The 23040-nt window shown below is 72.1% G+C and carries 22 protein-coding genes; 14 read left to right on the top strand and 8 right to left on the bottom strand.

What is annotated here, in order from left to right:
- Positions 1 to 112: 112 nt before the first annotated feature.
- Positions 113 to 505 (bottom strand): DUF5997 family protein, encoded by a 393-nt coding sequence (locus AB0917_RS25345; RefSeq protein ID WP_366821965.1) that lies wholly within the window; start codon positions 503 to 505, stop codon positions 113 to 115.
- A gap of 58 nt (positions 506 to 563) precedes the next feature.
- Here AB0917_RS25345 and AB0917_RS25340 point away from each other — a divergent pair, with 58 nt between their 5' ends.
- Positions 564 to 1370 carry a LysR substrate-binding domain-containing protein gene (locus AB0917_RS25340; protein ID WP_366821964.1) on the top strand — a complete coding sequence of 269 codons (807 nt, stop codon included), beginning with the start codon at positions 564 to 566 and terminating at the stop codon, positions 1368 to 1370.
- Positions 1371 to 1623: 253 nt separating this feature from the next.
- Positions 1624 to 1953, top strand: a complete 330-nt coding sequence (locus AB0917_RS25335) for a deoxyxylulose-5-phosphate synthase (protein ID WP_366821963.1) — start codon at positions 1624 to 1626, stop codon at positions 1951 to 1953.
- A 15-nt stretch (positions 1954 to 1968) separates the two neighbouring features.
- On the opposite strand, the gene AB0917_RS25330 is transcribed toward AB0917_RS25335, so the two are convergent.
- Both AB0917_RS25330 and AB0917_RS25325 read right to left on the bottom strand, forming a co-directional pair.
- Complete coding sequence (locus tag AB0917_RS25330) at positions 1969 to 2490, bottom strand: ATP-binding protein (RefSeq protein ID WP_366821962.1); 522 nt, start codon at positions 2488 to 2490, stop codon at positions 1969 to 1971.
- A 287-nt stretch (positions 2491 to 2777) separates the two neighbouring features.
- Positions 2778 to 2939, bottom strand: coding sequence for a hypothetical protein (locus AB0917_RS25325; protein ID WP_366821961.1), 162 nt, complete (start codon positions 2937 to 2939; stop codon positions 2778 to 2780).
- A gap of 86 nt (positions 2940 to 3025) precedes the next feature.
- Between AB0917_RS25325 and AB0917_RS25320 the strand changes: the two genes are divergently transcribed.
- Positions 3026 to 4108: a barstar family protein gene (locus AB0917_RS25320; protein WP_366821960.1), complete on the top strand. Its 1083-nt coding sequence runs from the start codon at positions 3026 to 3028 to the stop codon at positions 4106 to 4108.
- Positions 4109 to 4258: 150 nt separating this feature from the next.
- Here AB0917_RS25320 and AB0917_RS25315 read toward each other — a convergent pair whose 3' ends face one another.
- Entirely contained in the window at positions 4259 to 4771 is a 513-nt protein-coding gene (locus tag AB0917_RS25315) for a hypothetical protein (RefSeq protein ID WP_366821958.1), read from the bottom strand.
- 231 nt (positions 4772 to 5002) lie between these two features.
- On the opposite strand from AB0917_RS25315, the gene argC reads away from it, so the two are divergent.
- From argC to AB0917_RS25290, 5 genes are read left to right on the top strand one after another with little or no spacing between them, the layout of a single operon-like run.
- Complete coding sequence (argC, locus tag AB0917_RS25310; RefSeq protein WP_366821957.1) at positions 5003 to 6031, top strand: N-acetyl-gamma-glutamyl-phosphate reductase; 1029 nt, start codon at positions 5003 to 5005, stop codon at positions 6029 to 6031.
- Positions 6028 to 7182, top strand: a complete 1155-nt coding sequence (argJ, locus tag AB0917_RS25305) for a bifunctional glutamate N-acetyltransferase/amino-acid acetyltransferase ArgJ (protein WP_366821956.1) — start codon at positions 6028 to 6030, stop codon at positions 7180 to 7182. Before argC ends, argJ begins: the two co-directional genes overlap by 4 nt.
- Positions 7179 to 8108, top strand: coding sequence for an acetylglutamate kinase (gene argB, locus AB0917_RS25300; RefSeq protein WP_366821954.1), 930 nt, complete (start codon positions 7179 to 7181; stop codon positions 8106 to 8108). Before argJ ends, argB begins: the two co-directional genes overlap by 4 nt.
- Positions 8105 to 9310 (top strand): acetylornithine transaminase, encoded by a 1206-nt coding sequence (locus AB0917_RS25295; RefSeq protein ID WP_366821953.1) that lies wholly within the window; start codon positions 8105 to 8107, stop codon positions 9308 to 9310. Before argB ends, AB0917_RS25295 begins: the two co-directional genes overlap by 4 nt.
- Before the next feature lie 25 nt (positions 9311 to 9335).
- Entirely contained in the window at positions 9336 to 9872 is a 537-nt protein-coding gene (locus AB0917_RS25290) for an arginine repressor (RefSeq protein ID WP_366821952.1), read from the top strand.
- Positions 9873 to 9881: 9 nt separating this feature from the next.
- On the opposite strand, the gene AB0917_RS25285 is transcribed toward AB0917_RS25290, so the two are convergent.
- Entirely contained in the window at positions 9882 to 10586 is a 705-nt protein-coding gene (locus AB0917_RS25285) for a L,D-transpeptidase family protein (protein ID WP_366821951.1), read from the bottom strand.
- A gap of 225 nt (positions 10587 to 10811) precedes the next feature.
- Between AB0917_RS25285 and AB0917_RS25280 the strand changes: the two genes are divergently transcribed.
- The 3 genes from AB0917_RS25280 (at position 10812) to AB0917_RS25270 (ending at position 14625) form a co-directional block, all read left to right on the top strand.
- On the top strand, positions 10812 to 12005 hold the full coding sequence (locus AB0917_RS25280; RefSeq protein WP_201105399.1) for an argininosuccinate synthase: 1194 nt from the start codon (positions 10812 to 10814) through the stop codon (positions 12003 to 12005).
- 111 nt (positions 12006 to 12116) lie between these two features.
- Complete coding sequence (gene argH, locus AB0917_RS25275; RefSeq protein WP_366821950.1) at positions 12117 to 13544, top strand: argininosuccinate lyase; 1428 nt, start codon at positions 12117 to 12119, stop codon at positions 13542 to 13544.
- Between the two features lie 109 nt (positions 13545 to 13653).
- Entirely contained in the window at positions 13654 to 14625 is a 972-nt protein-coding gene (locus tag AB0917_RS25270) for an aldo/keto reductase (protein ID WP_366821949.1), read from the top strand.
- Between the two features lie 15 nt (positions 14626 to 14640).
- On the opposite strand, the gene helR is transcribed toward AB0917_RS25270, so the two are convergent.
- Together helR and rox are read right to left on the bottom strand one after the other, a co-directional pair.
- On the bottom strand, positions 14641 to 16818 hold the full coding sequence (helR, locus tag AB0917_RS25265) for an RNA polymerase recycling motor ATPase HelR (RefSeq protein WP_366821948.1): 2178 nt from the start codon (positions 16816 to 16818) through the stop codon (positions 14641 to 14643).
- A gap of 79 nt (positions 16819 to 16897) precedes the next feature.
- The gene (rox, locus tag AB0917_RS25260) at positions 16898 to 18337 is read right to left on the bottom strand and encodes a rifampin monooxygenase (protein WP_366821947.1); all 1440 of its coding nucleotides are present in this window, start codon (positions 18335 to 18337) and stop codon (positions 16898 to 16900) included.
- 348 nt (positions 18338 to 18685) lie between these two features.
- Between rox and AB0917_RS25255 the strand changes: the two genes are divergently transcribed.
- Both AB0917_RS25255 and AB0917_RS25250 read left to right on the top strand, forming a co-directional pair.
- A complete protein-coding gene (locus AB0917_RS25255) occupies positions 18686 to 19237 on the top strand; it encodes a TetR/AcrR family transcriptional regulator (protein WP_366821946.1) in 552 nt (183 codons plus the stop codon).
- Positions 19234 to 20778, top strand: coding sequence for an MFS transporter (locus AB0917_RS25250; RefSeq protein ID WP_366821945.1), 1545 nt, complete (start codon positions 19234 to 19236; stop codon positions 20776 to 20778). The genes AB0917_RS25255 and AB0917_RS25250 overlap by 4 nt, the downstream gene beginning before the upstream one ends.
- A gap of 74 nt (positions 20779 to 20852) precedes the next feature.
- On the opposite strand, the gene AB0917_RS25245 is transcribed toward AB0917_RS25250, so the two are convergent.
- Positions 20853 to 21524, bottom strand: coding sequence for a lysophospholipid acyltransferase family protein (locus tag AB0917_RS25245; RefSeq protein WP_366821944.1), 672 nt, complete (start codon positions 21522 to 21524; stop codon positions 20853 to 20855).
- A gap of 314 nt (positions 21525 to 21838) precedes the next feature.
- Between AB0917_RS25245 and AB0917_RS25240 the strand changes: the two genes are divergently transcribed.
- Positions 21839 to 22999, top strand: a complete 1161-nt coding sequence (locus tag AB0917_RS25240) for a glycerophosphodiester phosphodiesterase (protein WP_366821942.1) — start codon at positions 21839 to 21841, stop codon at positions 22997 to 22999.
- The last annotated feature ends 41 nt before the right edge of the window (positions 23000 to 23040 follow it).

Genomic DNA, 23040 nt, shown 5'->3' with positions numbered 1-23040 from the left:
GGCCGTGGGGGGGGGGGCGCCCCCCCCCCCGGCCCCGCCCCCCCCCGGGCCCCACCGCCGCCCGGCCCGCCCCCGGCCGGCCCCCGCGCTTCCTGGTGCTCGTCGGCTGCGGTCAGTCCGCCTGGGCGGCGCGCTCCGCGTTGCGCTCCTTGAGCCGGGCGGCCTCCTTGCGGACCTCCGCCTGCGTGGCCCGCTCCTTCTGGAGCCACTCGGGCATCTCGTCCTTGAGGGCGTCGATCTGCTCGGTGGTGAGGGCCTCGGTGACCCCGCCGCGGGCGAGCCCCGCGATGGAGACGCCGAGCTTCGCCGCGACCACCGGACGCGGGTGCGGTCCGGTACGGCGCAGCTCGACCAGCCACGCGGGCGGGTCGGTCTGGAGGGCGTTGAGCTCGGTGCGCGAGACGGCACCCTCCTGGAACTCGGCGGGGGTGGCCTGGAGGTACACACCCAGCTTCTTCGCCGCGGTGGCGGGCTTCATGGTCTGGGCGGTCTTGTGCGACGTCATGTGTCCAGGGTATCGACCATGGGACATACCTCCGACCACCTGCCGGTAGCCTGGATCCGTGACAGGCTCGGACACCCCCTCATCCTTCAGGCTCGCGTACGTCCCCGGTGTGACGCCGACCAAGTGGGTGAGGGTCTGGCACGAGCGGCTGCCCGGCACCCCCCTGGAGCTCGTCCAGGTCCCGGCGGCCGAGGCCTCGCGGCTGCTGGCGGACGGCGGTGCGGAGGCCGGACTCGTACGCCTGCCGGTCGACCGGGACGTCCTCAGCGCGATCCCCCTGTACACCGAGACGACGGTCGTGGTGATCCCCAAGGACCACGACGCCACGGCCGCGGAGGAGGTCACGCTCCTGGACCTGGCCGACGAGATCGTCCTGCACCCGCTCGACGACCCCCTCGACTGGGAGACGCTTCCCGGCCGCCCCGCGATCGAGCGCCCGGCCACCACGGCGGACGCGATCGAGCTGGTGGCGGCAGGCGTGGGCGTACTCCTGGTCCCGCAGTCCCTGGCCCGCCTGCACCACCGCAAGGACCTCACCTACCGGCCGGTCCTCGAGGCCCCCGAGTCCCGCGTCGCCCTGTCGTGGCCGCAGGAGGAGCCCACCCCGGACCTGGTGGAGGAGTTCATCGGCATCGTCCGGGGGCGCACGGTCAACAGCACCCGCGGCCGGGCCGCCACCCCGCCGCAGCCGTCGGCGAAGGAGAAGGCGAAGGCGAAGGCCAAGCGGGCCGCCACGGGCACCGGCTCCGGCCGTAAGCCCGCCCCCGGCGGCAAGCAGACCGGCACCGGCCGCCGCGCGGGCGCCCCCAAGGGCGGCAGGGCCGGCCAGTCGGGCGGCAAGCGCGGAAAGCCGCGCGGCCGGTAGAGCGGGGCACCCGTACCCGTAGGGAACAGGCGCCCCAGGTGAGAGACCGGGCCGATACCCGTCGGTCTCTCTCGACCGTCGTGGCTCCCACGATCCCGCGAAGGGCCACCGTCGGCCGTCACGGCCATGGCCGGAGTCACCGTGACCGCCGCGACGGCGGTCTTCCCGCTGTTCCACACGACCGGCCGCGACGGCCCGTGACGCGAGCAGAAACTCCGTGGCCGGCCGATGGCCCGCTCCCTAGGCTGAGCGCATGTCCGCCGCGAAGACCTCGTACGTCTGCCTCCCCTGCCGGGCCTCGTACAAGCAGCCCTACGACCGCACGAGGCAGCGGATCTGCCCGCGCTGCGCGCAGCCGATGATCCACGCCGGGTCGGCTTTCGCCGCGCCCCGCCGCCGGGACACGGCGGCCTGGCGGACGCTCACCGTGCTGCTGAACGCCGGTGTGGGCTTCCACAAGAGCTGCTGCGGAGGCCCTGGCTTCCGCCCCCGCACGCTCCGGGAGGTACGTGAACGGATGGCGTACGCCCGCCGCAGCGGCGAACCGGCCGCCAGGGCCCTCGTCCGCTACGACGTGCCCTGACGGTGCCGGTAGGCCTCAGTTCTTGACGGCCTCCACGATCCGCTGGGCGGCCTCGGCGGGCGTGAGGTGCGTCGTGTCGACGACCTCGGCCTCGGCGTGCAGCCACGTGCGGGCCGCCTCCGCGTAGGGCTCGAGGTACTGGAGACGGAAGGCGGAGGGCCCCATGTCGGTGTCCCCCTCGATCCGTCCGCGCAGCGTGTCCTGGTCGGCGTGGAGGACGAAGTGCCGTACCGGGACGGAGTGTTGCGCGAGGCCCGTACTGATCTCCCGCCAGTACGCCTCGACGAGGACGGTCATGGGCATCACCAACGTGCCGCCGGTGTAGTCGAGTACGCGACGGGCGGTCTCCACGACGAGCGGCCGCCACGGCGGCCAGTGCTGGAAGTTGCCCGTCCAGGGCAGCGCCGGCTTGATGTCCATGAGCGCCTCGCCGACCTTCTCGGCATCGAACACCCGTGAATCCGGGATCAGTTGCTGCACGAGCGCACTGGTCGTCGTCTTGCACGCGCCATGGGTGCCGTTGAGCCATACGATCATGGGCCCCACGTTAACGCTGTGCGGGCCGAGGGGGAGAGGGCGCGGGACTTGCCGGCCGGAGTGATCACCCCTGAGGTGCCTTGGCCGCGGTAAGCGGCTCCTGTCTGTCGGCTCGAAGAGTTGAGCCTTCTCCGGCCTCACGTTGAGATGTGCGTCGGAAAGGGACGCTCGGACGATCGTGGGCATGCCTACACAGTGCCTGACCAAACGGTTTCCCTGAAGCGGCGGCGGGCAGCGGCCGCGCTCTTCCCGGCCGACGGGGCCCGGCCGATCGCTTCTCGGCGCGGCTACGTGGCCGGTGTCGTCACAGCGTCGGCCGGTGCGGCACGGGCGGTGTGATCGGCCACGTGCTCGTCGACGTCGAGCAGGCTCCTCCGCCGGGCGTAGGCGGCCCGTTGGCGCCGGGCGCCTACGCCGTGTGCGGCGAGCCGGTGCAACACGTCGTTCACCGGACGGAGTTCGCCCAACGCGTCCAGTGCGGGACGGGCCTGGCCGAGGAGACTTCGTACCGTGCCCGGCCGTGCATGATGCACCTGTGCATAGGGACAGGGACCATCGCGGGCAGGGGCGGTTCACGCTGACGGACAGGGGGCGCGGCCATGTCTGGGGCGTCTGCGCCGAGGCGGAGGGACTGTTCGGGGAACCCCGGCGCGCAACGTACGAACTGTTCGGCTGGGCTCCGGACGGAGCCGAGGTACGCGGCTGGGCCGGCGCCCGGGTGTGGCTGGTGCCGGAGGACAGGGCGCTCGGCCCCTGGCTCCTGGAAGATGCGGAGAGCCTTGGGCAGCACCCGGGGACGGACGGTCTCGTACTCACCGGTCTGGACGACTACGAGGGCCCGCCCGAGGGGTACCGGGGGCCTGTCCGGTTGCACGACGGGTACCGGTGGCTGGGCTCCTGCCAGGAGTTCGCCTGCCTCCTGCCGCCCGAGCGGACGGAGCCTCCGCTCGTCCTGCGGGGGCTCGCCCCGGGAGATCGGCTGCGGCGGGCACTGGCGACAGGCACCCGGCGCGCGCTGGACCTGGACGAGGCCTGGCTGGAGATACGGGACGACCGGGGCGAACCGCTCACCGACCGGATGCTGCGGCCACAAGTCCGTACGTGGCAGCCGTCCCCCCACGGGACGGACCTGGTCGATCTGGAGCTCGACGGATACCTCGCGCCCGTACCGGGATACGCCCGGCCCATCTGGGAGCGCTGGCTTGCCGGCCCGCCGGACATAGCCGGCGCCTGGGCCGGGCTCGGCACCCGCCGGCGTGGCGCCTGGCTCGATCTCGTCCGGGAGCGGGGCTGTCAGCTCGACCACCAGGACCGGCAGGCCGGACACACGTACGAACTGGACGGCCGTCACATCACGGATGAACCGGGCCTCTACCTGGCGCTCGGTGAGGCCGTCAACGGGCCGGGCGGCTACTTCGGCGGCTGTCTGGGCGCACTCGCGGACTGTCTGCGCGGCAACTTCGGCTGCACCGCCCCCGCAACCTTGGTCTGGCGGGACGCCGCGACCGCGCGCGAGCACCTTTCCCGCGCCCTCACGCCGAAGGGCGAACCGTACGACCTGGTCGCCCTGGCGCTCGACGTGCTGACGGAGGGCGGGATGCACGTGACCTTCACGTGAAGCGACCTCGCTGCCGGGGCGGCGACTCGAGGCCGCTCCCGTCCAGTGTGCTGCGTACGCACCTGATACGGGAGCCGAGCCGTGTGCACGCGCCGACGGAGAACGGTCACGCCGCGGCAGACGGCCGGCGGCTCCGCTGAAGGGCCGAGGTCACTCCTCCGGGGAGTCTTCGGGGCTGTCCTTGCCTTCAATCATGATCTTGCCGCCGACGAAAGCCACACTGAGGACGAGTGCGGTACCGGCGCCGACCAGCACCTTCTTGAGCATTCCGTCCAAGAGCTGTTTGTTCTCGCTGTCCTTCTGGAACTCCATCCTTCCGGTTTCCTGGATCTGCTCGATGAGGAATTTCTTCTCCTCCCAGCTCAGGTCGCCCTTGTCGAGTTCACCCCTGAGGATTTCCCTGATCTCCTGGAAGGCCCGATGGACGTGCTCCTGGCTCTGCTTGTTGGCTGAAAGCGTGGACTCATGCGCTTTCTCCATCGCGTTCACAGTATCCATGGCGAATTCTTTGAACACGGGGAACTGCTCGATGATTTTCAGGGCGACCTCGGTGTCCATGTCAGGCATCATGGCCGCGAACCTGATCATTTTGTCTTTGGAGAGGTTCCTCCAGGACTCGATTCCAAGCGCCTGCTTGATCTCGGCTTCGTTCTTGTAGCCCATCGTGGCCCCCCACCGTGCTGTCTTCTTCCCGGGATCCTAGCGGCGGCTCCGGCGGCTCCGGCGGTCAGCGGGTGAGTCCGGCGGCTCTCCGGTGCCGGCAGGCCGGGAGCGATCTCGCGGCGAGAGGCTGGTCGGTCGGCCGCCCGGTCCCAGGGCGGTGAGCGGCCCCCCAGCTCATTGCATAAAACTGCGGCCATGCGTATAGTCATGCCATCGACGAGGAGGGTTCCCATGGTGGTAAGCGCAGCGGTGGCAGGGGCGAGCGGGTACGCCGGCGGTGAGCTGCTCCGACTTCTGCTGGCGCACCCCGGGGTCGAGATCGGTGCCCTCACCGGGCACTCCAACGCCGGGCAGGCGCTCGGCTCGCTCCAGCCGCATCTGCGGCCGCTGGCGGACCGGGTGCTGGAGCCCACCACCGCCGAGGTCCTCGCCGGGCACGACGTCGTCTTCCTGGCGCTGCCGCACGGGCAGTCCGCCGCCGTGGCCGAGCAGCTCGGGGACGAGGTGCTCGTGGTGGACATGGGGGCCGACTTCCGGCTCGAGGACGCGGGGGACTGGGAGAAGTTCTACGGGTCCCCGCACGCCGGGACCTGGCCCTACGGGCTGCCCGAGCTGCCGGGCGGGCGGGAAGCGCTCGCCGGGGCGCGGCGGATCGCGGTGCCCGGGTGCTACCCGACCGCCGTGTCCCTCGCGCTCTTCCCGGCGTACGAGGCCGGCCTCGCCGAGCCGGAGGCCGTGATCGTCGCCGCCTCGGGCACCTCCGGGGCGGGCAAGGCGGCCAAGCCGCATCTGCTCGGCTCCGAGGTGATGGGCAACATGACCCCGTACGGCGTCGGCGGCGTCCACCGCCACACCCCCGAGATGATCCAGAACCTCAGCGCCGCCGCCGGCGAGCCGGTCACCGTCTCCTTCACGCCCACCCTCGCCCCCATGCCGCGCGGCATCCTCGCCACGTGCAGCGCCAAGGCGAAGCCGGGCGTGAGCGCGGAGGCCCTGCGCGCCGTGTACGAGAAGGCGTTCGCGGACGAGCCGTTCGTGGACCTCCTGCCCGAGGGGCAGTGGCCCGCCACCGCCGCGGTGTACGGCTCCAACGCCGTACAGGTCCAGGTCGCCCACGACGAGGCCGCCGGACGGATCCTGGTCATCTGCGCCATCGACAATCTCGCCAAGGGCACCGCGGGCGGCGCCCTCCAGAGCATGAACATCGCCCTCGGGCTCCCCGAGGACACAGGTCTCACGACGATCGGAGTTGCACCGTGAGCGTCACGGCAGCACAGGGATTCTCGGCGGCGGGCATCGCCGCGGGGATCAAGGAGAGCGGTAACCCGGACCTGGCCCTCGTGGTCAACGACGGGCCCCGTCGCGCAGCCGCGGGCGTCTTCACCTCCAACCGCGTCAAGGCCGCCCCGGTGCTCTGGTCGGAGCAGGTCCTCAAGGGCGGCGAGGTCACCGCCGTCGTCCTCAACTCCGGCGGCGCCAACGCCTGTACGGGCCCCAAGGGGTTCCAGGACACCCACGCCACCGCCGAGAAGGCCGCCGAGGTGCTGGAGGGCCACAGCGCGGGCGAGGTCGCCGTCGCCTCCACCGGGCTCATCGGCATCCTGCTCCCCATGGACAAGCTGCTCCCCGGCATCGAGGAGGCCGCCGCCGCCCTCAGCGAGCACGGCGGCGAGAAGGCCGCCATCGCCATCAAGACCACCGACACCGTCCACAAGACGGCCGTCGCGGGCGGCGAGGGCTGGACCGTCGGCGGCATGGCCAAGGGCGCGGGCATGCTCGCCCCGGGCCTGGCCACCATGCTCGTCGTCCTCACCACCGATGCCGACGTGGAAGCCCCCGCGCTGGACGCCGCCCTGCGCGAGGCCACCCGGACCACCTTCGACCGGGTCGACTCCGACGGCTGCATGTCCACCAACGACACCGTGCTGCTGCTCGCCTCCGGCGCCAGCGGCATCACCCCGGAGCAGGACGCCTTCGCCGAGGCCGTACGGGCCGTCTGCGCCGACCTCGCCCGGCAGCTCATCGGGGACGCCGAGGGCGCCTCCAAGGACATCCGGATCGAGGTGATCAACGCGGCCACCGAGGACGACGCCGTCGAGGTCGGCCGGTCCATCGCCCGTAACAACCTCCTCAAGTGCGCCATCCACGGCGAGGACCCCAACTGGGGCCGTGTCCTCTCCGCCATCGGCACGACGCGGGCCGCCTTCGAGCCGGACCAGCTCAACGTCGCCATCAACGACGTCTGGGTCTGCAAGAACGGCTCCGTGGGCGAGGACCGCGACCTGGTCGACATGCGCTACCGGGAGGTCAAGATCACCGCCGACCTCGCCGCGGGCACCGAGTCCGCCGTCATCTGGGCCAACGACCTCACCGCGGACTACGTCCACGAGAACAGCGCGTACAGCTCATGAGCGCCGCGCGGAAGCACACCGCACTCCCGAAGGCACAGATCCTCATCGAGGCGCTGCCCTGGCTGACCCGGCACAACGGCAGGACCGTCGTCATCAAGTTCGGCGGCAACGCCATGATCGACGAGGAGCTGAAGGCCGCCTTCGCCCAGGACGTCGTCTTCCTGCGCCACGCGGGCCTCAAGCCCGTCGTCGTGCACGGCGGCGGCCCGCAGATCAGCGCCCAGCTCGACAAGCAGGGCCTGGTCAGCGAGTTCAAGGCCGGGCTGCGGGTCACCACCCCCGAGGCGATGGACGTCGTACGGATGGTGCTCGCTGGGCAGGTCCAGCGCGAACTGGTCGGCCTCCTCAACCAGCACGGCCCCCTCGCCGTCGGCATGACCGGCGAGGACGCCCACACCATCACCGCCACCCAGCACCGGCCCACCATCGACGGCGAGTCCGTCGACATCGGCCGGGTCGGCGAGATCACCGCCATCGACACCGGGGCCATCCAGGCGCTCCTGGACGACGGCCGCATCCCGGTCGTCTCCTCCATCGCCCGCTCCGCCGACGACCACCACGTCTACAACGTCAACGCCGACACCGCGGCCGCCGCGCTCGCCGCCGCCCTGAACGCCGAGACCCTGATGGTCCTCACCGACGTCGAAGGCCTCTACGAGGACTGGCCCAACAGCGACGACGTCATCAGCCGGCTCACCGCGAGCCAGCTGGAGAAGCTGCTGCCCGAGCTGTCCAGCGGCATGGTCCCCAAGATGCAGGGCTGTCTGCACGCCGTGCGCAACGGCGTCGAGACCGCCCGCGTCATCGACGGCCGGGTCCAGCACTCGATCCTGCTGGAGATCTTCACCGACGAGGGGATCGGCACCATGGTCGTGCCGGACGACCCCATCGACGTACACACAGGTTCTGAACAGGGGGAAGCATGACCGGCACGGAGGCCGCGGGACTCACCTCGCGGTGGCAGGGCGCGCTGATGGACAACTACGGCACGCCGCGGCTCCCGCTCGTCCGCGGTGAGGGCGCCCACGTCTGGGGCGAGGACGGCACTCGCTACCTCGACTTCGTCGGCGGGATCGCGGTCAACGCCCTCGGCCACGCCCACCCGGCCGTCGTCGAGGCCGTCTCCACCCAGATCGCCTCCCTCGGCCACGTCTCGAACCTGTTCATCGCCGAGCCGCCGGTCGCACTCGCCGAGCGGCTGCTCCAGCTCTTCGGCCGCACGGGCCGGGTCTTCTTCTCCAACTCCGGTGCGGAGGCCAACGAGGCCGCCTTCAAGATCGGCCGGCTCACCGGGCGCCCCCACATGGTCGCCACCGACGGAGGCTTCCACGGCCGGACCATGGGCGCGCTCGCCCTCACCGGCCAGCCGGGCAAGCAGGAGCCGTTCGTCCCGCTGCCCGGCGACGTCACGCACGTGCCGTACGGGGACGTGGACGCGCTGCGCGCGGCGGTGACCACCGACACCGCTCTGGTCGTCATCGAGCCGATCCAGGGCGAGAACGGCGTCGTCGTACCGCCCAAGGGCTATCTGGAGGCGGCCCGGGAGATCACCCGGGCCACCGGCACCCTGCTCGTGCTGGACGAGGTCCAGACCGGGATCGGCCGCTGCGGCCAGTGGTTCGAGCACCAGGCCCACCAGGGCGTGGAGCCCGACATCGTCACCCTCGCCAAGGGGCTCGGCGGCGGCCTGCCGATCGGCGCGACCGTCGCGTTCGGCCCGGCGGCCGACCTGCTGAAGCCCGGTCACCACGGCACGACGTTCGGCGGCAACCCGGTCTCCTGCGCCGCCGGCCTCGCCGTCCTGGACACCCTCGCTGCCGACGGCGCGCTCGACCACGTCAAGCGGCTCGGCGAGAGGATCCGCGACGGAGTGGAGGCGCTGGGGCATCCGCTGGTCTCCCACGTCCGCGGCAGCGGCCTGCTGCTGGGTATCGTGCTCACCGGACCCCTCGCACCGCAGGTGCAGCAGGCGGCCCAGGGAGCCGGCCTCCTGGTGAACGCGCCCGCCCCCGATGTCGTACGGCTCATGCCGCCGCTGATCATCGGTGACGCGGAGGTGGACGCGCTCCTGGAGATCCTGCCGAGCGCTCTCGACGCGGCACACGGGGACGGACGATCCGGAGCATGAGCCTCCGGAGAATGAGGCGACGACGATGACCGAGGCGCAGGAGACCGAGCACGGCGGACCGTCCGTGCCGCAGACCCGCACCGCCCGCCACCGCCGGATCGTGGACATCCTGAACCGGCAGCCGGTCCGCTCGCAGAGCCAGCTGGCCAAGCTCCTCGCCGACGACGGGCTGAGCGTCACCCAGGCGACGCTCTCCCGCGACCTCGACGAGCTGGGCGCGGTCAAGATCCGCAACACCGGCGGCGAGCTGATCTACGCGGTGCCCAGCGAGGGCGGATTCCGCACCCCGCAGGCCCCGCTGGGCGGCTCGGCCAAGGAGGAGCGGATGCGCAGGCTCTCGTCCGAACTGCTCATCTCGGCGGAGGCCTCGGCCAACCTGGTGGTGCTCCGTACGCCGCCGGGCGCCGCCCAGTTCCTCGCCTCGGCCATCGACCAGGCCGAACTGCACGACATCCTCGGCACCATCGCGGGCGACGACACGCTGATGCTCATCAGCCGCGATCCCAACGGAGGCCAGGCGCTCGCCGACCACCTGCTGAGGCTCGCTCAGAACGACCGCTGAGCCCGTGGTCTAGTAGCGCGTGATCGCGGTCGGGCCCGTCGAGGTCCCGACCGCGATGTGCGGCCGCCGCTCCGGATCGGCCCAGGCCAGGATCTTGGCCATGGCGTCCGCCGGTACGGAGACACATCCGGCCGTCGCCCCGCTCCCGTTCACATGCAGGAAGATCCCGGCGCCCCGGCCGCGTACCGGGCGGTCGTAGTTGAAGCCGATCACCAGCGCGCGGGCGTACTGCGTGCCGTAGGAGACCAGGTGCTCGGCCTCGTCCGCCCGGCAGTCGGCGGGGCGCGGCTCCACCCACCGGTTGTACGACGCCGAGGCGTTGTCCTGGCACCACCAGGAGTCGTCGGTGACCTCCCGGTAGGGATACCTCGTCCCGGCCGGTGCCTCCTCGATGCCGAAGGCGTACGGCAGGTCGTACAGCCCGGTCGGCGTGGTGCTGGTGCCCTGCTCCCGGGCGCCGCCCTCGGCCAGCCCGTTCGCCCCGAACCGCGCGGGCGCCGATCCCGCCTCCACCCACCTTCCCCCGCGCCGCTCCCACCAGGTCACCGTGCCCGTGGTGGAGCCGGTGTCCGGGGCCTCGGCGGTGATGAGCTGGGAGCCGCCACCGGTGTCCGCCAGCCGGTCGGGGAGGGGCGGTTCCCCGGCGGGCCCGGTCCCGAGGGAGCCGATGGCGAGGGTGATCAGTACGGCGAGGGTCAGCAGAGGTCGGCGCATGCTCCGGACCGTACGGCGGCCGGGGGCGGTGCCCCACCGGACCTGCTCCGTACGGCCCAGCGTCCCACCCCGCGCGAAGCGGTCGCAGGGCGGCAGCGGAACGCCCGGAAGCCCGTCGAGCTTCTCGTGGTGCCCGTATGTACCGCTCTGACCTGTAGTTTTGACAAAACATACGGAGCACCGCATAGTTATACCCATCAGTGATTGCACCGTAAGGAGAAACCCGTGACCGAGCGCGTCGTACTCGCCTACTCGGGCGGCCTGGACACCTCCGTCGCCATCGGCTGGATCGCCGAGGAGACGGGCGCCGAGGTCATCGCCGTCGCCGTGGACGTCGGCCAGGGCGGCGAGGACCTGGACGTCATCCGCAAGCGCGCGCTCGCCTGCGGTGCCGTCGAAGCCGAGGTCGCGGACGCCAAGGACGAGTTCGCCGAGGAGTACTGCCTCCCGGCGATCAAGGCCAACGCCCTCTACATGGACCGCTATCCGCTGGTCTCGGCCCTCTCCCGGCCGACGATCGTCAAGCACCTCGTCGCCGCCGCCAAGAAGCACGACGCCGGGATCGTCGCCCACGGCTGCACCGGCAAGGGCAACGACCAGGTCCGCTTCGAGGCCGGCATCTCCGCGCTCGGCCCCGACCTGAAGTGCATCGCCCCGGTCCGCGACTACGCGATGACCCGGGACAAGGCGATCGCCTTCTGCGAGGAGAAGAACCTCCCGATCGCGACCACCAAGAAGTCCCCGTACTCCATCGACCAGAACGTCTTCGGCCGGGCCGTCGAGACGGGCTTCCTGGAGGACATCTGGAACGCGCCGATCGAGGACATCTACGAGTACACCTCCAACCCCGCCACCCCGCGCGAGGCCGACGAGGTCGTCATCTCCTTCAAGGAGGGCGTCCCGGTCGCCATCGACGGCCGTCCCGTCACCGTCCTCCAGGCCATCCAGCAGCTCAACGAGCGGGCCGGCGCCCAGGGCATCGGCCGGATCGACATGGTCGAGGACCGGCTCGTGGGCATCAAGTCCCGTGAGGTGTACGAGGCGCCCGGCGCCATCGCGCTGATCACCGCCCACCAGGAGCTGGAGAACGTCACCGTCGAGCGCGAGCTGGCCCGCTACAAGCGGCAGGTCGAGCAGCGCTGGGGCGAGATGGTCTACGACGGCCTGTGGTTCTCCCCGCTGAAGCGGGCCCTGGACGGCTTCATCAACGAGGCCAACCAGCACGTCACCGGCGACATCCGGATGACCCTGCACGCGGGCCGCGCCGTCGTCACCGGCCGGAAGTCCGACGAGTCGCTGTACGACTTCAACCTCGCCACCTACGACTCGGGCGACACCTTCGACCAGTCCAAGGCGCAGGGCTTCATCGAGCTCTTCGGTCTCTCGTCGAAGATCGCCGCCAAGCGCGACCTCGCCTGACCTTCCTTCGTTGTACAGCCGCCTCCCCGTCGTCACGCGGCCGGGAGGCGGCCGCATATCCGCACCCCTGCCTTCGCCTTTGCCTTGGCCTTCGCTTTTGAGGAGCACGCAGTGAGCAGCAACAACGGTGACGTCCGGCTCTGGGGCGCGCGTTTCGCCGACGGACCGGCACAGGCGCTGGCCAAGCTGTCGGCCTCCGTCCACTTCGACTGGCGGCTCGCCCCGTACGACATCGCCGGCTCCCGCGCCCACGCCCGCGTCCTCAACAAGGCGGGGCTGCTCACCGAGGACGAGCTGACCCGGATGCGGGACGGCCTCGACCGGCTCGAAGCCGATGTCGCGGACGGCTCCTTCACCGGGACCATCGCCGACGAGGACGTCCACACCGCACTGGAGCGCGGCCTGCTGGAGCGCCTCGGCCCCGACCTCGGCGGCAAGCTGCGGGCCGGCCGGTCGCGGAACGACCAGATCGCCACGCTCTTCCGGATGTACCTGCGCGACCACGCCCGGATCGTCGGCGGCCTGATCGCCGACCTCCAGGGCGCCCTGGTCGGCCTCGCGGAGGCCCACCCGGACGTGGCGATGCCCGGCCGCACCCACCTCCAGCACGCCCAGCCGGTGCTCTTCGCCCACCACGTGCTCGCCCATGTCCAGTCCCTGTCCCGGGACGCCGAGCGGCTGCGCCAGTGGGACGAGCGCACGGCCGTCTCCCCGTACGGCTCCGGTGCGCTCGCCGGGTCCTCGCTCGGGCTCGACCCCGAGGCGGTCGCCGCCGACCTGGGCTTCGAGCACGGTTCGGTCGCCAACTCCATCGACGGCACCGCCTCGCGGGACTTCGTCGCCGAGTTCGCCTTCATCACCGCCATGATCGGCGTGAACCTCTCCCGGATCGCGGAGGAGGTCATCATCTGGAACACGAAGGAGTTCTCCTTCGTCACCCTCCACGACGCCTTCTCCACCGGCTCCTCGATCATGCCGCAGAAGAAGAACCCGGACATCGCGGAGCTGGCCCGGGGCAAGTCCGGCCGGCTCATCGGCAACCTGACCGGCCTGCTCGCCACGTTGAAGGCCCTCCCGCTCGCGTACAACCGCGACCTCCAGGAGGACAAGGAGCCCGTCTTCGACTCCTGCGACCAGCTCGAAGTCCTGCTCCCCGCCTTCACCGGCATGATGGCCACCCTCACCGTCAACCGCGAGCGCATGGAGGAGCTGGCCCCGGCCGGCTTCTCGCTCGCCACGGACATCGCGGAGTGGCTGGTGAGGCAGGGCGTGCCGTTCCGGGTCGCCCACGAGGTCGCCGGCGCGTGCGTCAAGGAGTGCGAGCAGCAGGGCATCGAGCTCGACCAGCTCACCGACGAGCAGTTCGCCACGATCTCCGAGCACCTCACCCCGGAGGTCCGCACGGTCCTGAACGTGCGCGGCGCCCTCGCCTCCCGCAACGGCCGGGGCGGTACGGCCCCGGCCGCCGTCGCCGTACAGCTCGCCGAGGTGAAGAAGGACCTGGAGGCCCAGCACGCCTGGGCGACCGCCCGCCGGTAGGAGCACGCCCGCCCGGCGTACGTACGGTGTCGTCGCAGGTGTACGAAGGGTGTCGCGGGCTACGTTGACCGGGGTAGGAGTATCCGCAACCGACCCCGAGGAGCCCGCGATGCCCTTCACCGCCCTGGCCACCGCGACGACCCCGACCGCCCACATCGGACTGGGCCTCGCAGCCGTCGGCAGGCCCGGATACATCAACCTCCACCGCGACCGGGACCTCCCCGCCGACCGGGACGTGGAGGCCCTGCGCGCCCGCACCCACGAGCTGCTGGACGCGGCGTACGCGCAGGGCGTCCGGTACGTCGACGCGGCCCGCTCCTACGGCCGCGCCGAGGAGTTCCTGGGCGAGTGGCTGGACGCCCGGCCCTCCTTCACCGACCTCGTCGTCGGCTCCAAGTGGGGGTACGCCTACACCGCCGACTGGAGCACCGAGGCCGAGGCCCACGAGGTGAAGGACCACGGCCTCGCCACCTTCGAGCGCCAGCGCGCCGAGACCCGCGACCTCCTCGGCGACCGGCTCGACCTCTACCAGATCCACTCGCTCACCCCCGACAGCCCGGCCCTCGCCGACAAGGAACTCCACGAGCGCCTCGCCGCCCTCGCCGCCGACGGGGTGGCCGTCGGCTTCTCCACCAGCGGCCCCGCCCAGGCCGACGCCATCCGGGCCGCGCTCGCGCTCACGGTCGACGGCGACCCCCTCTTCCGTACGGTCCAGGCCACCTACAACGCCCTGGAGACCTCGGCCGGACCCGCCCTCGCCGAGGCCCACGACGCCGGGCTCACCGTGATCGTCAAGGAGGCCATGGCCAACGGCCGCCTGGCCGGGGAGGAGGCCCCCGCCGTGTTCCGGGAGATCGCCGCCGACGCGGGGGTGGGCGGCGACGCGGTGGCCCTGGCGCTCGTCCTGCACCAGCCCTGGACCGGGGTCGTCCTCTCCGGCGCCGCCACCGTCACCCAGCTCGCCGGCAACCTGCACGCCCCCGTCGTCGACCTGGACGAGGAGCAGCGGGCCCGGCTGGACGCCCTGGTGGAGGAGCCGGAGTCCTACTGGCGCCACCGCGCCGCCCTGCCCTGGCACTGACAGGCCCGCCCCGGCTCAGGGGCTCGTCAGGACGACGAGCTCCTGGGTCGCCCGCGTCATCGCCACGTACCGGTCGACCGCCCCCTGGACGCCCGCGCCGAACGCCTCCGGGTCCACCAGGACCACCAGGTCGAATTCGAGGCCCTTCGACAGCTCCGGCGTCAGCGACCGCACGCGGGACGTCCCCCGGAACGCCGGATCCCCGATGACACACGCGATCCCGTCCGGGTGCGCGGCGAGCCAGGTGTCCAGGACCGTGTCCCGGTCCGAAACCGGACCGTGGACGACGGGCCGGCCGCCGGAACGGATCGAGAGCGGCACGTTGGCGTCCGGCAGCACGGCCCGGATGACCGGCTCGGCCTCCGCCATGATCTCCTTCGGCGTCCGGTAGTTGACGGTCAGGGAGGCCAGGGCGACCCGGTCCAGCCCGACCCGCTCCAGCCGCTCCCGCCACGGTTCGGTGAACCCCCGCCGGGCCTGGGCGCGGTCCCCGACGACGGTGAAGCTCCGGGACGGGCACCGCACCAGCAGCATCTGCCACTCGGCGTCGGTCAGCTCCTGCGCCTCGTCCACGACGATGTGCGCGAACGGCCCCGCCAGCCGGTCCGGCTCGGTGCCGGTGGAGGCGGCCGGGTCGACCAGGGTCTCCCGCAGGTCCCGGCCGTGCAGCATCACCAGCGCGCCCTCGCTGTCGACATCGGCGTCGGCCAGAGTCTCGTCCGCGAGCAGCGCGTCGATGGCCTGATCCATGCCCGCCCGTTCGGCGGCCACGGCGGCGGCGTGCCGACGCCTGCGCACCGAGGCCTCCGGGTCACCGAGCCGCTGGCGGGCCGCGTCCAGGATCGGCAGATCGGAGACCGTCCACGCCTGCGCGTCCGCGCGCTGCAACAGCCGCACCTCGTCGCGGCCGAGCCAGGGGGCGCACATACGCAGATAGGCGGGGACCGACCACAGGTCACCGACGAGATCGGCCGCCTCCAGCAGGGGCCAGGCCCGGTCGAAGGCGGCGAGCAGCTCCCTGTCCTGCCCCAGCGCCTTGCGGACCAGATCGGGCGACACGTCGCCGCCGTCGTCACCGTCGTGCTTCTCCACCAGGAGCGTGAGCAGCTCCTCCCAGACCTGGTCGCGCGCCTCGTTGTGTACGGCCCCGGGCCCGGCCGTCTCGAACGCCACGGCCCAGTCGGCGGCGCTCAGCCGGACCTCGGACCAGGGGGTGGTGACGGTCAGCGCCTCGGTGGGCGGCTCCTCGTAGAACCGGACGGCCGCCTCGACCGCCCGCACCAGCTCCGCCGAGGACTTCAGCCGCGCCACCTCCGGATCGGTCTCGGCCGTGGCGGTGGCCCCTTCCTCCACCAGGTCCCGCAGGACGCAGGTCTGGACGCCCTCCTCCCCGAGGCTGGGCAGGACATCGGCGACGTACCCCAGATAGGGCCGGGACGGGCCGACGAACAGGACGCCGCCCCGCCGGTGGGCGAGGCGCGGATCGGCGTACAGGAGGTACGCGGAGCGGTGCAGGGCGACGACCGTCTTTCCCGTACCCGGCCCGCCGTCCACCACGAGGGCGCCCCGCGAGCTCGCCCGGATGACGGCGTCCTGGTCGGCCTGGATGGTGCCGAGCACGTCCCGCATCCGCTCCGACCGGTTGCCGCCGAGGCCGGCGATGAACGCCGACTGGTCGTCGAGCGCGGCATGCCCGGCGAAGGCGTCCGGGGCGAACACCTCGTCCCAGTAGTCGCTGATCCGGCCGCCGCTCCAGCGGTAGCGGCGGCGGCTCGCCAGCCCCATCGGGTGGGCGTGGGTGGCGCCGAAGAACGGCTCGGCGGCGGGGGAGCGCCAGTCGACCAGGAGCCGCCGGCCCTCGCTGTCGGTGAGGCCGAGCCGGCCGACGTACACGGGCTCGGAGCCGTCCTCACCGACCATGCGCCCCAGGCACAGATCGAGCCCGAAGCGGCGCAGGGTGCGCAGACGGGCGGTGAGCCGGTGGATCTCCGCGTCCCGGTCCATCGCCTGCCGTCCCGTGCCGCCGGGCGCCCGGCGCTCGGCTTCGAGGCGGCCGGACAGCTCGGCGATCGACTCCTCCAGGGTCCGGGCGATGGCCGCGAAGTGCTGCTCGTCGGCGGCGATCAGCGCCGGGTCGGCCTTGGGGGAGAGGTGGTCGGGGAGATGGAATGCGCTGGTGGGGAGGGGGTTCACGTCGTCCGTTCCGTTCCGAGGGTGCTGGCAGACAGAGGGTTCGGGGCCGGCCTGCCGCAGGCCGGCCGGCCCAGCCGGTTCAGGGCACCGGCAGAGGCACGGGCGCGCCGAACCACCGGGGCAACGCACCGGCCAGCTCCTCCTGCTCCTCGCCGGCCCAGGCCACATGACCGTCCGGGCGCAGCAGGACGGCGGGTACGTCCAGCTCCTCCGCCACGTCGACCACCCGGTCGACCCGGTCCTCCCAGCCGGCCACCGACAGCCGGCCGGTCCGGTCGAGCAGCAGGCCGCGGCCCCCGCGCATCAGCTCGTAGAGGCGGCCCCGCCCCAACCGCACGTCCCGCAGCCGCCGGCCGAGCAGCTCGTGGCCCTCGCCCAGGTCGTAGCGGACGTCGACCGCGGTGATCATCCCGGTCACGTACGCGTTCACCTCGTCGAAGTCCATCAGCTTCGCCAGCAGCTCCCGCAGCGCGGTCGCCCCCGGGTCGGTCCCCAGCAGCGTGATCTGCGCGCGGGTGTTGTCCAGTACGCGGGCGCCCACCGGGTGCCGTTCGGCGTGGTAGCTGTCCAACAGCCCTTCCGGCGCCCAGCCGTCGACCTCGGCGGCCAGTTTCCAGCCGAGGTTGAACGCGTCCTGCACACCGAGGTTGAGCCCCTGGCCGCCGGTCGGCGGGTGAATGTGCGCCGCGTCGCCGGCCAGCAGCACCCGGCCCACCCGGTAGCGCTCGGCCTGCCGGCTCGCGTCGCCGAACCGGGAGAGCCAACGCGGCGAGTGGACGCCGAAGTCGGTGCCCGCGAGCGCCCGCAGCCGCTCCTTGAACTCCTCCAGGGTCGGCGCGGCCGCCCGGTCGTCGGACACCCCGTCGGCGGGCACGATGACGCGGTGCGTCCCGTCCCCGTTGGGGATGGTGCCGAACCGCAGCTGGGTCCTGCGGACCTCCGCCACGACGGCGGCGACCACCTCGGGGTCCTCGGCGATCTCCATGTCGCCGAGCAGCGTCTCGACCTTGGCCGGCTCGCCGGGGAAGGCGACGCCCAGCTGCTTGCGCACCACGCTGCGGCCGCCGTCGCACCCGACGAGGTAGCGCGAGCGCAGCCGCGTCCCGTCCGCCAGCCCGGCCGTCACCGCCTGCCTGTCCTGGCTCACCCCGACCACCTCCTGCCCGCGCCGGATCTCGGCGCCGAGCTCGACGGCCCGCTCCCGCAGCAGCCGCTCGGTGACCGGCTGGAGGGTGGAGAGGCCGTAGGGGTGTGCCGTGTCCAGCCGCTTTGGCCATGGCTTCTGGATGCCCCCGAAGAACCCTCCGACCTGGAACTTCTCGCTCACCGCGAGGAACCGGTCCAGCAGTCCGCGCTGGTCCATCACCTCGACGCTCCGCACGTGCAGGCCGCGCCCCCGGGTCTCCCGGGTCGGCTCGGCCAGCTTCTCCAGCACGACGGTCCGCACCCCGGCCAGTCGCAGTTCGCAGGCCAGCATCAAGCCGGTCGGCCCGCCACCGACCACGATCACGTCGATCATCACCGTTCCACCCTTGTCGACGTCGCATTGCCGGAACCCGGCGCTTCCGGCCTTCGGACAGGCCCGGAATCCGGCTCCGGCCGTCGATTCTGCGGCATATGGGGGGTCTTGCGGCAAGACCCCCCATGCGCTATAAGTTGAGAGTGGCAAGGAGTGGGTTCGCCTCCTGCCCCTGGTCCCGCCCGCTGACCGCGTCGCCGGCGGTAGCGCCCTGATCCCGCCGCTCGAAGGCCTGGCTCCTCGCGGCTCGCCCATCCGGTACCGCCCGCCTCTCGTACCGACCACCCATCGTGAGCCTTGCACGCCCCGGGTGAGACGAGAATGTCTCAATTGGGTTATGGTCGTCTCATGACTCTCGACCGTGAGCAGGTGCTGCGCAGCGCCGCCGCCCTGCTGACCCACAAATCGACCGCCACCATGGACGAGGTCGCCAGAGCGGCGGGTATCGGCCGCGCCACCCTTCACCGCCACTTCGCCGGACGTGACGCGCTGGTGAAGGCGCTGGAGGATCTCGGTATCCAGGAGTTCGAGGCGGCCCTGGACGCCGCCCGGCTCGACGAAGGCACCTCCGAGGAGGGGCTGCGCCGCCTGGTCGCGGCCGTCGAGCCCAGCGCCGGGCTGCTCTCGTTCCTCGTCACCGAGAACCAGCTCTTCGAGGGGGACCAGGTCAACGAGGGCTGGAACCGGGCCGACGCCCGGGTCTCCGCCTTCTTCCGCCGCGGTCAGGAACGCGGCGAACTCCGCATCGACCTCACCCCCGCCTGGCTGACCGAGGCCCTCTACGGGCTCATCGGCACCGGGGCCTGGGCCGTCCAGGTGGGACGGGTCGCCACCCAGGACTTCCAGTACATGATCGTCGAGCTGCTGCTCGGCGGAGCCCGCCGGAGCGTGGAGCAGTGACCAGCATCGCCCCGCACCCGAGGAGCGTGGACGAGGTGCGCCGCCCCGGGCGGTGGATCGCGCTCGCCGTGCTGGTCCTCGCCGTGCTGCTGGTGGCCGTCGACGCCACCGTCCTCGGCCTCGCCACCCCCTTCCTCAGCGAGGATCTCGCTCCCACCGGCAACCAGCTGCTCTGGATCGGTGACGTCTACTCCTTCGTCATCGCCGGTCTGCTCGTCTCGATGGGCAGCCTCGGCGACCGCATCGGCCGCAAGAAGCTGCTGCTGGTCGGTGCCGTGGCCTTCGGCGCGGTCTCCGTGCTCAACGCGTACGCGACCACGCCCGAGATGATGATCGTGGCCCGCGCGCTGCTCGGTGTCGCGGGCGCCACCCTGATGCCGTCCACCCTCGCCCTGATCCGCAACCTCTTCCACGACCCGCGCGAGCGCAGCCTCGCCATCGGCATCTGGGGTGCGATGGCCTCGGCGGGCGCGGCGGTCGGGCCGGTCGTCGGCGGGTTCCTGCTCGAACACTTCTGGTGGGGTTCGGTCTTCCTGATCAACCTGCCCGTGATGGCCGTCCTGGTCGTCGTCGGCGTCAAGCTGATCCCGGAGTCCAGGAACCCGGCGCCCGGCCCGTGGGACATGCTCAGCGTCGGGCTCTCCCTGGTCGGCATGATCGGCGTCGTGTACGCCATCAAGGAGACGGCCTCGCACGGGCCGGGCTGGGGGCCCGGCGCGGCGGCCGGGCTCGGCGCCGCCGCGCTGACCTGGTTCGTCCGCAGACAACTCCGCCTGCCCGCACCCCTGCTGGACATGAGGCTCTTCCACCACCGGGGCTTCTCCGGTGCGGTCCTCGCCGACCTGCTGACCATCCTCGGACTGTCGGGTCTGGTCTTCTTCCTCTCCCAGTTCCTCCAACTGGTCCAGGGCCGGGGGCCGCTGGAGGCGGGCCTGGCCGAACTGCCCGCCGCCGTCGGCGCGGTGACCGCCGGTCTGCTGGCCGGATTCGCCGCCCGCCGGTTCTCGGTGCGCTCGGTCGTGGCGGGCGGACTCGGCGCGGTCGGGCTGGCGCTGGGCGCGGTGACCCTGCTCGACCAGCACACCGGCTACCCGCTGCTCGGCTCCACGCTGCTGGTCGTCGGTGTCGGCGCCGGGTTCTCCTTCACCGTCACCGCCGACGTCATCCTCTCCAGCGTCCCGAAGGAGCAGGCCGGTTCCGCGTCCGCCGTCTCGGAGACGGCGTACGAACTCGGGGCGGCCCTCGGCATCGCCCTGCTCGGCTCCATCGTCACGGGTGTCTACCGGGGCTTCCCGACCCCGGCCGGCATCCCCGCCGATGTCGAATCGGCGGCCCACGAGTCGCTCGGCGGAGCCGTCGAGGCGGCCTCCGCGCTGCCCGCCGCCCAGGCGGGCCCGCTGGTCTCGGCGGCCCAGGAGGCGTTCGTCGACGGGATGCGGTCCGCCGCAGGCATCGGCTCGGTGGTCCTCCTGGCGGCGGCCGTCGCCGCCTGGTTCCTGCTGCGGGGCCAGAAGCTGGAGGACGAGATCGACCACCCGTAGTCCGTGTACGCGGAAGGGCCCGCACCCTGAGAGACGCGGGGTGCGGGCCCTTCCACGGAGAAGGCTCTACGAGATCAGGCGGCCTTGGCCTTGGTCGCGTACATGTCCACGTACTCCTGGCCGGAGAGCCGCATCACCTCGGACATCACCGAGTCGGTCACCGCCCGCAGCACATAGCGGTCACGGTCCATGCCCTCGTAGCGGGAGAACTCCATCGGCTCGCCGAAGCGCACCGTGACCTTGCCCGGCCGGGGCAGCCCGGCGCCGCCCGGCTGGAGCTTGTCGGTGCCGATCATGGCGAACGGGATCACCGGGGCGCCCGTCATCAGCGTCAGCCGCGCGATCCCCGTACGGCCCCGGTAGAGCCGGCCGTCGGGGGAGCGGGTGCCCTCCGGGTAGATCGCGAAGGCCTGGCCCTCCTCCAGCACCCGGCGCCCGGTCATCAGCGCCGCGACCCCGCCCCGGCCGCCGTCCCGGTCCACCGGGATCATGCCGCAGCCGGTGAAGAACCAGGCCATCAGCCGGCCCTTGAACCCCTTGCCGGTCACGTACTCGTCCTTGCCGATGTAGTACACCGGCCGGTCGACGCAGATCGGCATGATCATCGAGTCGATGAACGTGAGGTGGTTGCCCGCGAGGATCACCGGCCCGGTCCCGGGAATGTTCTCCGCGCCCTCCACCTGTGGGCGGAACAGCAGGCGCAGGATCGGTCCGAGCACTGCCTTGATGACCGTGAGACGGGACAACGGTTCCTCCGGTGTCGTGGCCGGGCCGGCCGGGGACGGGTGAGGTGGTGCGGGGGTGCCGAGGTGGTGCGGGGTGATGTCCGGTGGTACGAGGGGGTGTCCGGCGGTGACCGGCGGTGCGCGGTGTCGGACTGCGCAGGTGAGGACGATACTCGTGGGTATGCACTGATCGCACATCGGGTTCACGCAGTGGATGGGCGGTGTTGACGGGTGTTCGCGCCACGTTCGTCTCCGGTCCGCCCCGCCGACCGCCCGGCTGCCTACGATCGGGCCTCGCCCCGCAGAACCCGGACATCATCCAGCGAGGAGCATTCATGACGGAGCGTGTGACCGGCACCCCCGGCCGGCGGGCCCTTCTGGGCGCCGCCGTTCTCGGTACGGCGGCCCTGGGCCTCAGCGGCACGGCACAGGCCGCCGAGCGGGGACGCGGCGGTCCGGGCGGCGGCCACGGCTCGCTACGGGACCTGCCCGTACCGACGGTGATCGGCCACCGCGGCGCCAGCGGCTACCGCCCCGAGCACACCCTCGGCTCCTACCAGCTGGCGCTCGACCTGGGCGCGCACATCGTCGAGCAGGACCTCGTGCCCACCAAGGACGGCCACCTGGTCTGCCGCCACGAGAACGACATCACCGGCACCACGGACGTCGCCGACCACCCCGAGTTCGCGGGCCGCAGGACCACCAAGAGGATCGACGGCGTCTCCTACACCGGCTGGTTCACCGAGGACTTCACCCTCGCCGAACTCAAGACCCTGCGGGCCACGGAGCGCATCCCCGGCAACCGCCCCGACAACACCCTCTACGACGGCCGCTGGACGATCCCCACCTTCGAGGAGGTCCTGCGCTGGGCCGAGAAGGAGGGCCGCAGGCGCGGTGAGCCCGTCCGGCTGTACGTGGAGACCAAGCACCCCACCTACTTCCGGAGCCTGGGCCTGGGCCTGGAGGAGCCCCTCGCCCGGCTGCTGCGCCGCCACGGCCGGGACCGCGGGAACTCCCCGCTCATCCTCCAGTCCTTCGAGCCCAGCTCGATCCAGCGCCTCGCCCGGCTGGTCGACACCCCGCGCGTGGTCCTGCTGTCCGGCCCGAAGGAGCGCCCCTGGGACTTCGTCGAGTCCGGCGACCCGCGCACCGTGGCCGACCTCGTCAAGCCCGCCGGGCTGAAGTGGATCGCCTCCTTCGCCCAGGGCATCGGCCCCACGCTCGACCTGGTCATCCCCAAGGACGCCTCGGGCCGGCTCACCACGCCGACCACGCTGGTGAAGGACGCGCACGCTCGCGGCCTGCTCCTGCACCCGTACACGCTGCGCAACGAGAACAGCTTCCTGCCCGCCGACTTCCGGCGCGGGAGCGACCCCAACGCCTACGGCGACGTCTTCGGCGCCTACGCCGCGTACTTCGCCACCGGTATCGACGGCATCTTCACCGACCACCCGGACACCGCCCTGCTCGCGGCGGCGGACTTCGCAGGGCGCTGAGCCCTTCCCCGTACGGGCCCGGCGGCCCACGCGTCGGCCAC

It is taken from the genome of Streptomyces sp. NPDC007346 (assembly GCF_040703535.1).
GTDB lineage: Bacteria > Actinomycetota > Actinomycetes > Streptomycetales > Streptomycetaceae > Streptomyces.
Note: the sequence above shows the minus strand (reverse complement) of the source record. Positions and strands in the feature narration are given on the sequence as shown.

Bases quoted from the DNA above. Each gene is read 5' to 3' on its own strand.
- AB0917_RS25345 (WP_366821965.1), bottom strand. From the start codon at position 505: ATGACGTCGCACAAGACCGCCCAGACCATGAAGCCCGCCACCGCGGCG.
- AB0917_RS25335 (WP_366821963.1), top strand. From the start codon at position 1,624: ATGTCCGCCGCGAAGACCTCGTACGTCTGCCTCCCCTGCCGGGCCTCG.
- AB0917_RS25330 (WP_366821962.1), bottom strand. From the start codon at position 2,490: ATGATCGTATGGCTCAACGGCACCCATGGCGCGTGCAAGACGACGACC.
- AB0917_RS25315 (WP_366821958.1), bottom strand. From the start codon at position 4,771: ATGGGCTACAAGAACGAAGCCGAGATCAAGCAGGCGCTTGGAATCGAG.
- argC (WP_366821957.1), top strand. From the start codon at position 5,003: ATGGTGGTAAGCGCAGCGGTGGCAGGGGCGAGCGGGTACGCCGGCGGT.
- argB (WP_366821954.1), top strand. From the start codon at position 7,179: ATGAGCGCCGCGCGGAAGCACACCGCACTCCCGAAGGCACAGATCCTC.
- AB0917_RS25295 (WP_366821953.1), top strand. From the start codon at position 8,105: ATGACCGGCACGGAGGCCGCGGGACTCACCTCGCGGTGGCAGGGCGCG.
- AB0917_RS25290 (WP_366821952.1), top strand. From the start codon at position 9,336: ATGACCGAGGCGCAGGAGACCGAGCACGGCGGACCGTCCGTGCCGCAG.
- AB0917_RS25285 (WP_366821951.1), bottom strand. From the start codon at position 10,586: ATGCGCCGACCTCTGCTGACCCTCGCCGTACTGATCACCCTCGCCATC.
- AB0917_RS25270 (WP_366821949.1), top strand. From the start codon at position 13,654: ATGCCCTTCACCGCCCTGGCCACCGCGACGACCCCGACCGCCCACATC.
- rox (WP_366821947.1), bottom strand. From the start codon at position 18,337: ATGATCGACGTGATCGTGGTCGGTGGCGGGCCGACCGGCTTGATGCTG.
- AB0917_RS25255 (WP_366821946.1), top strand. From the start codon at position 18,686: ATGACTCTCGACCGTGAGCAGGTGCTGCGCAGCGCCGCCGCCCTGCTG.
- AB0917_RS25240 (WP_366821942.1), top strand. From the start codon at position 21,839: ATGACGGAGCGTGTGACCGGCACCCCCGGCCGGCGGGCCCTTCTGGGC.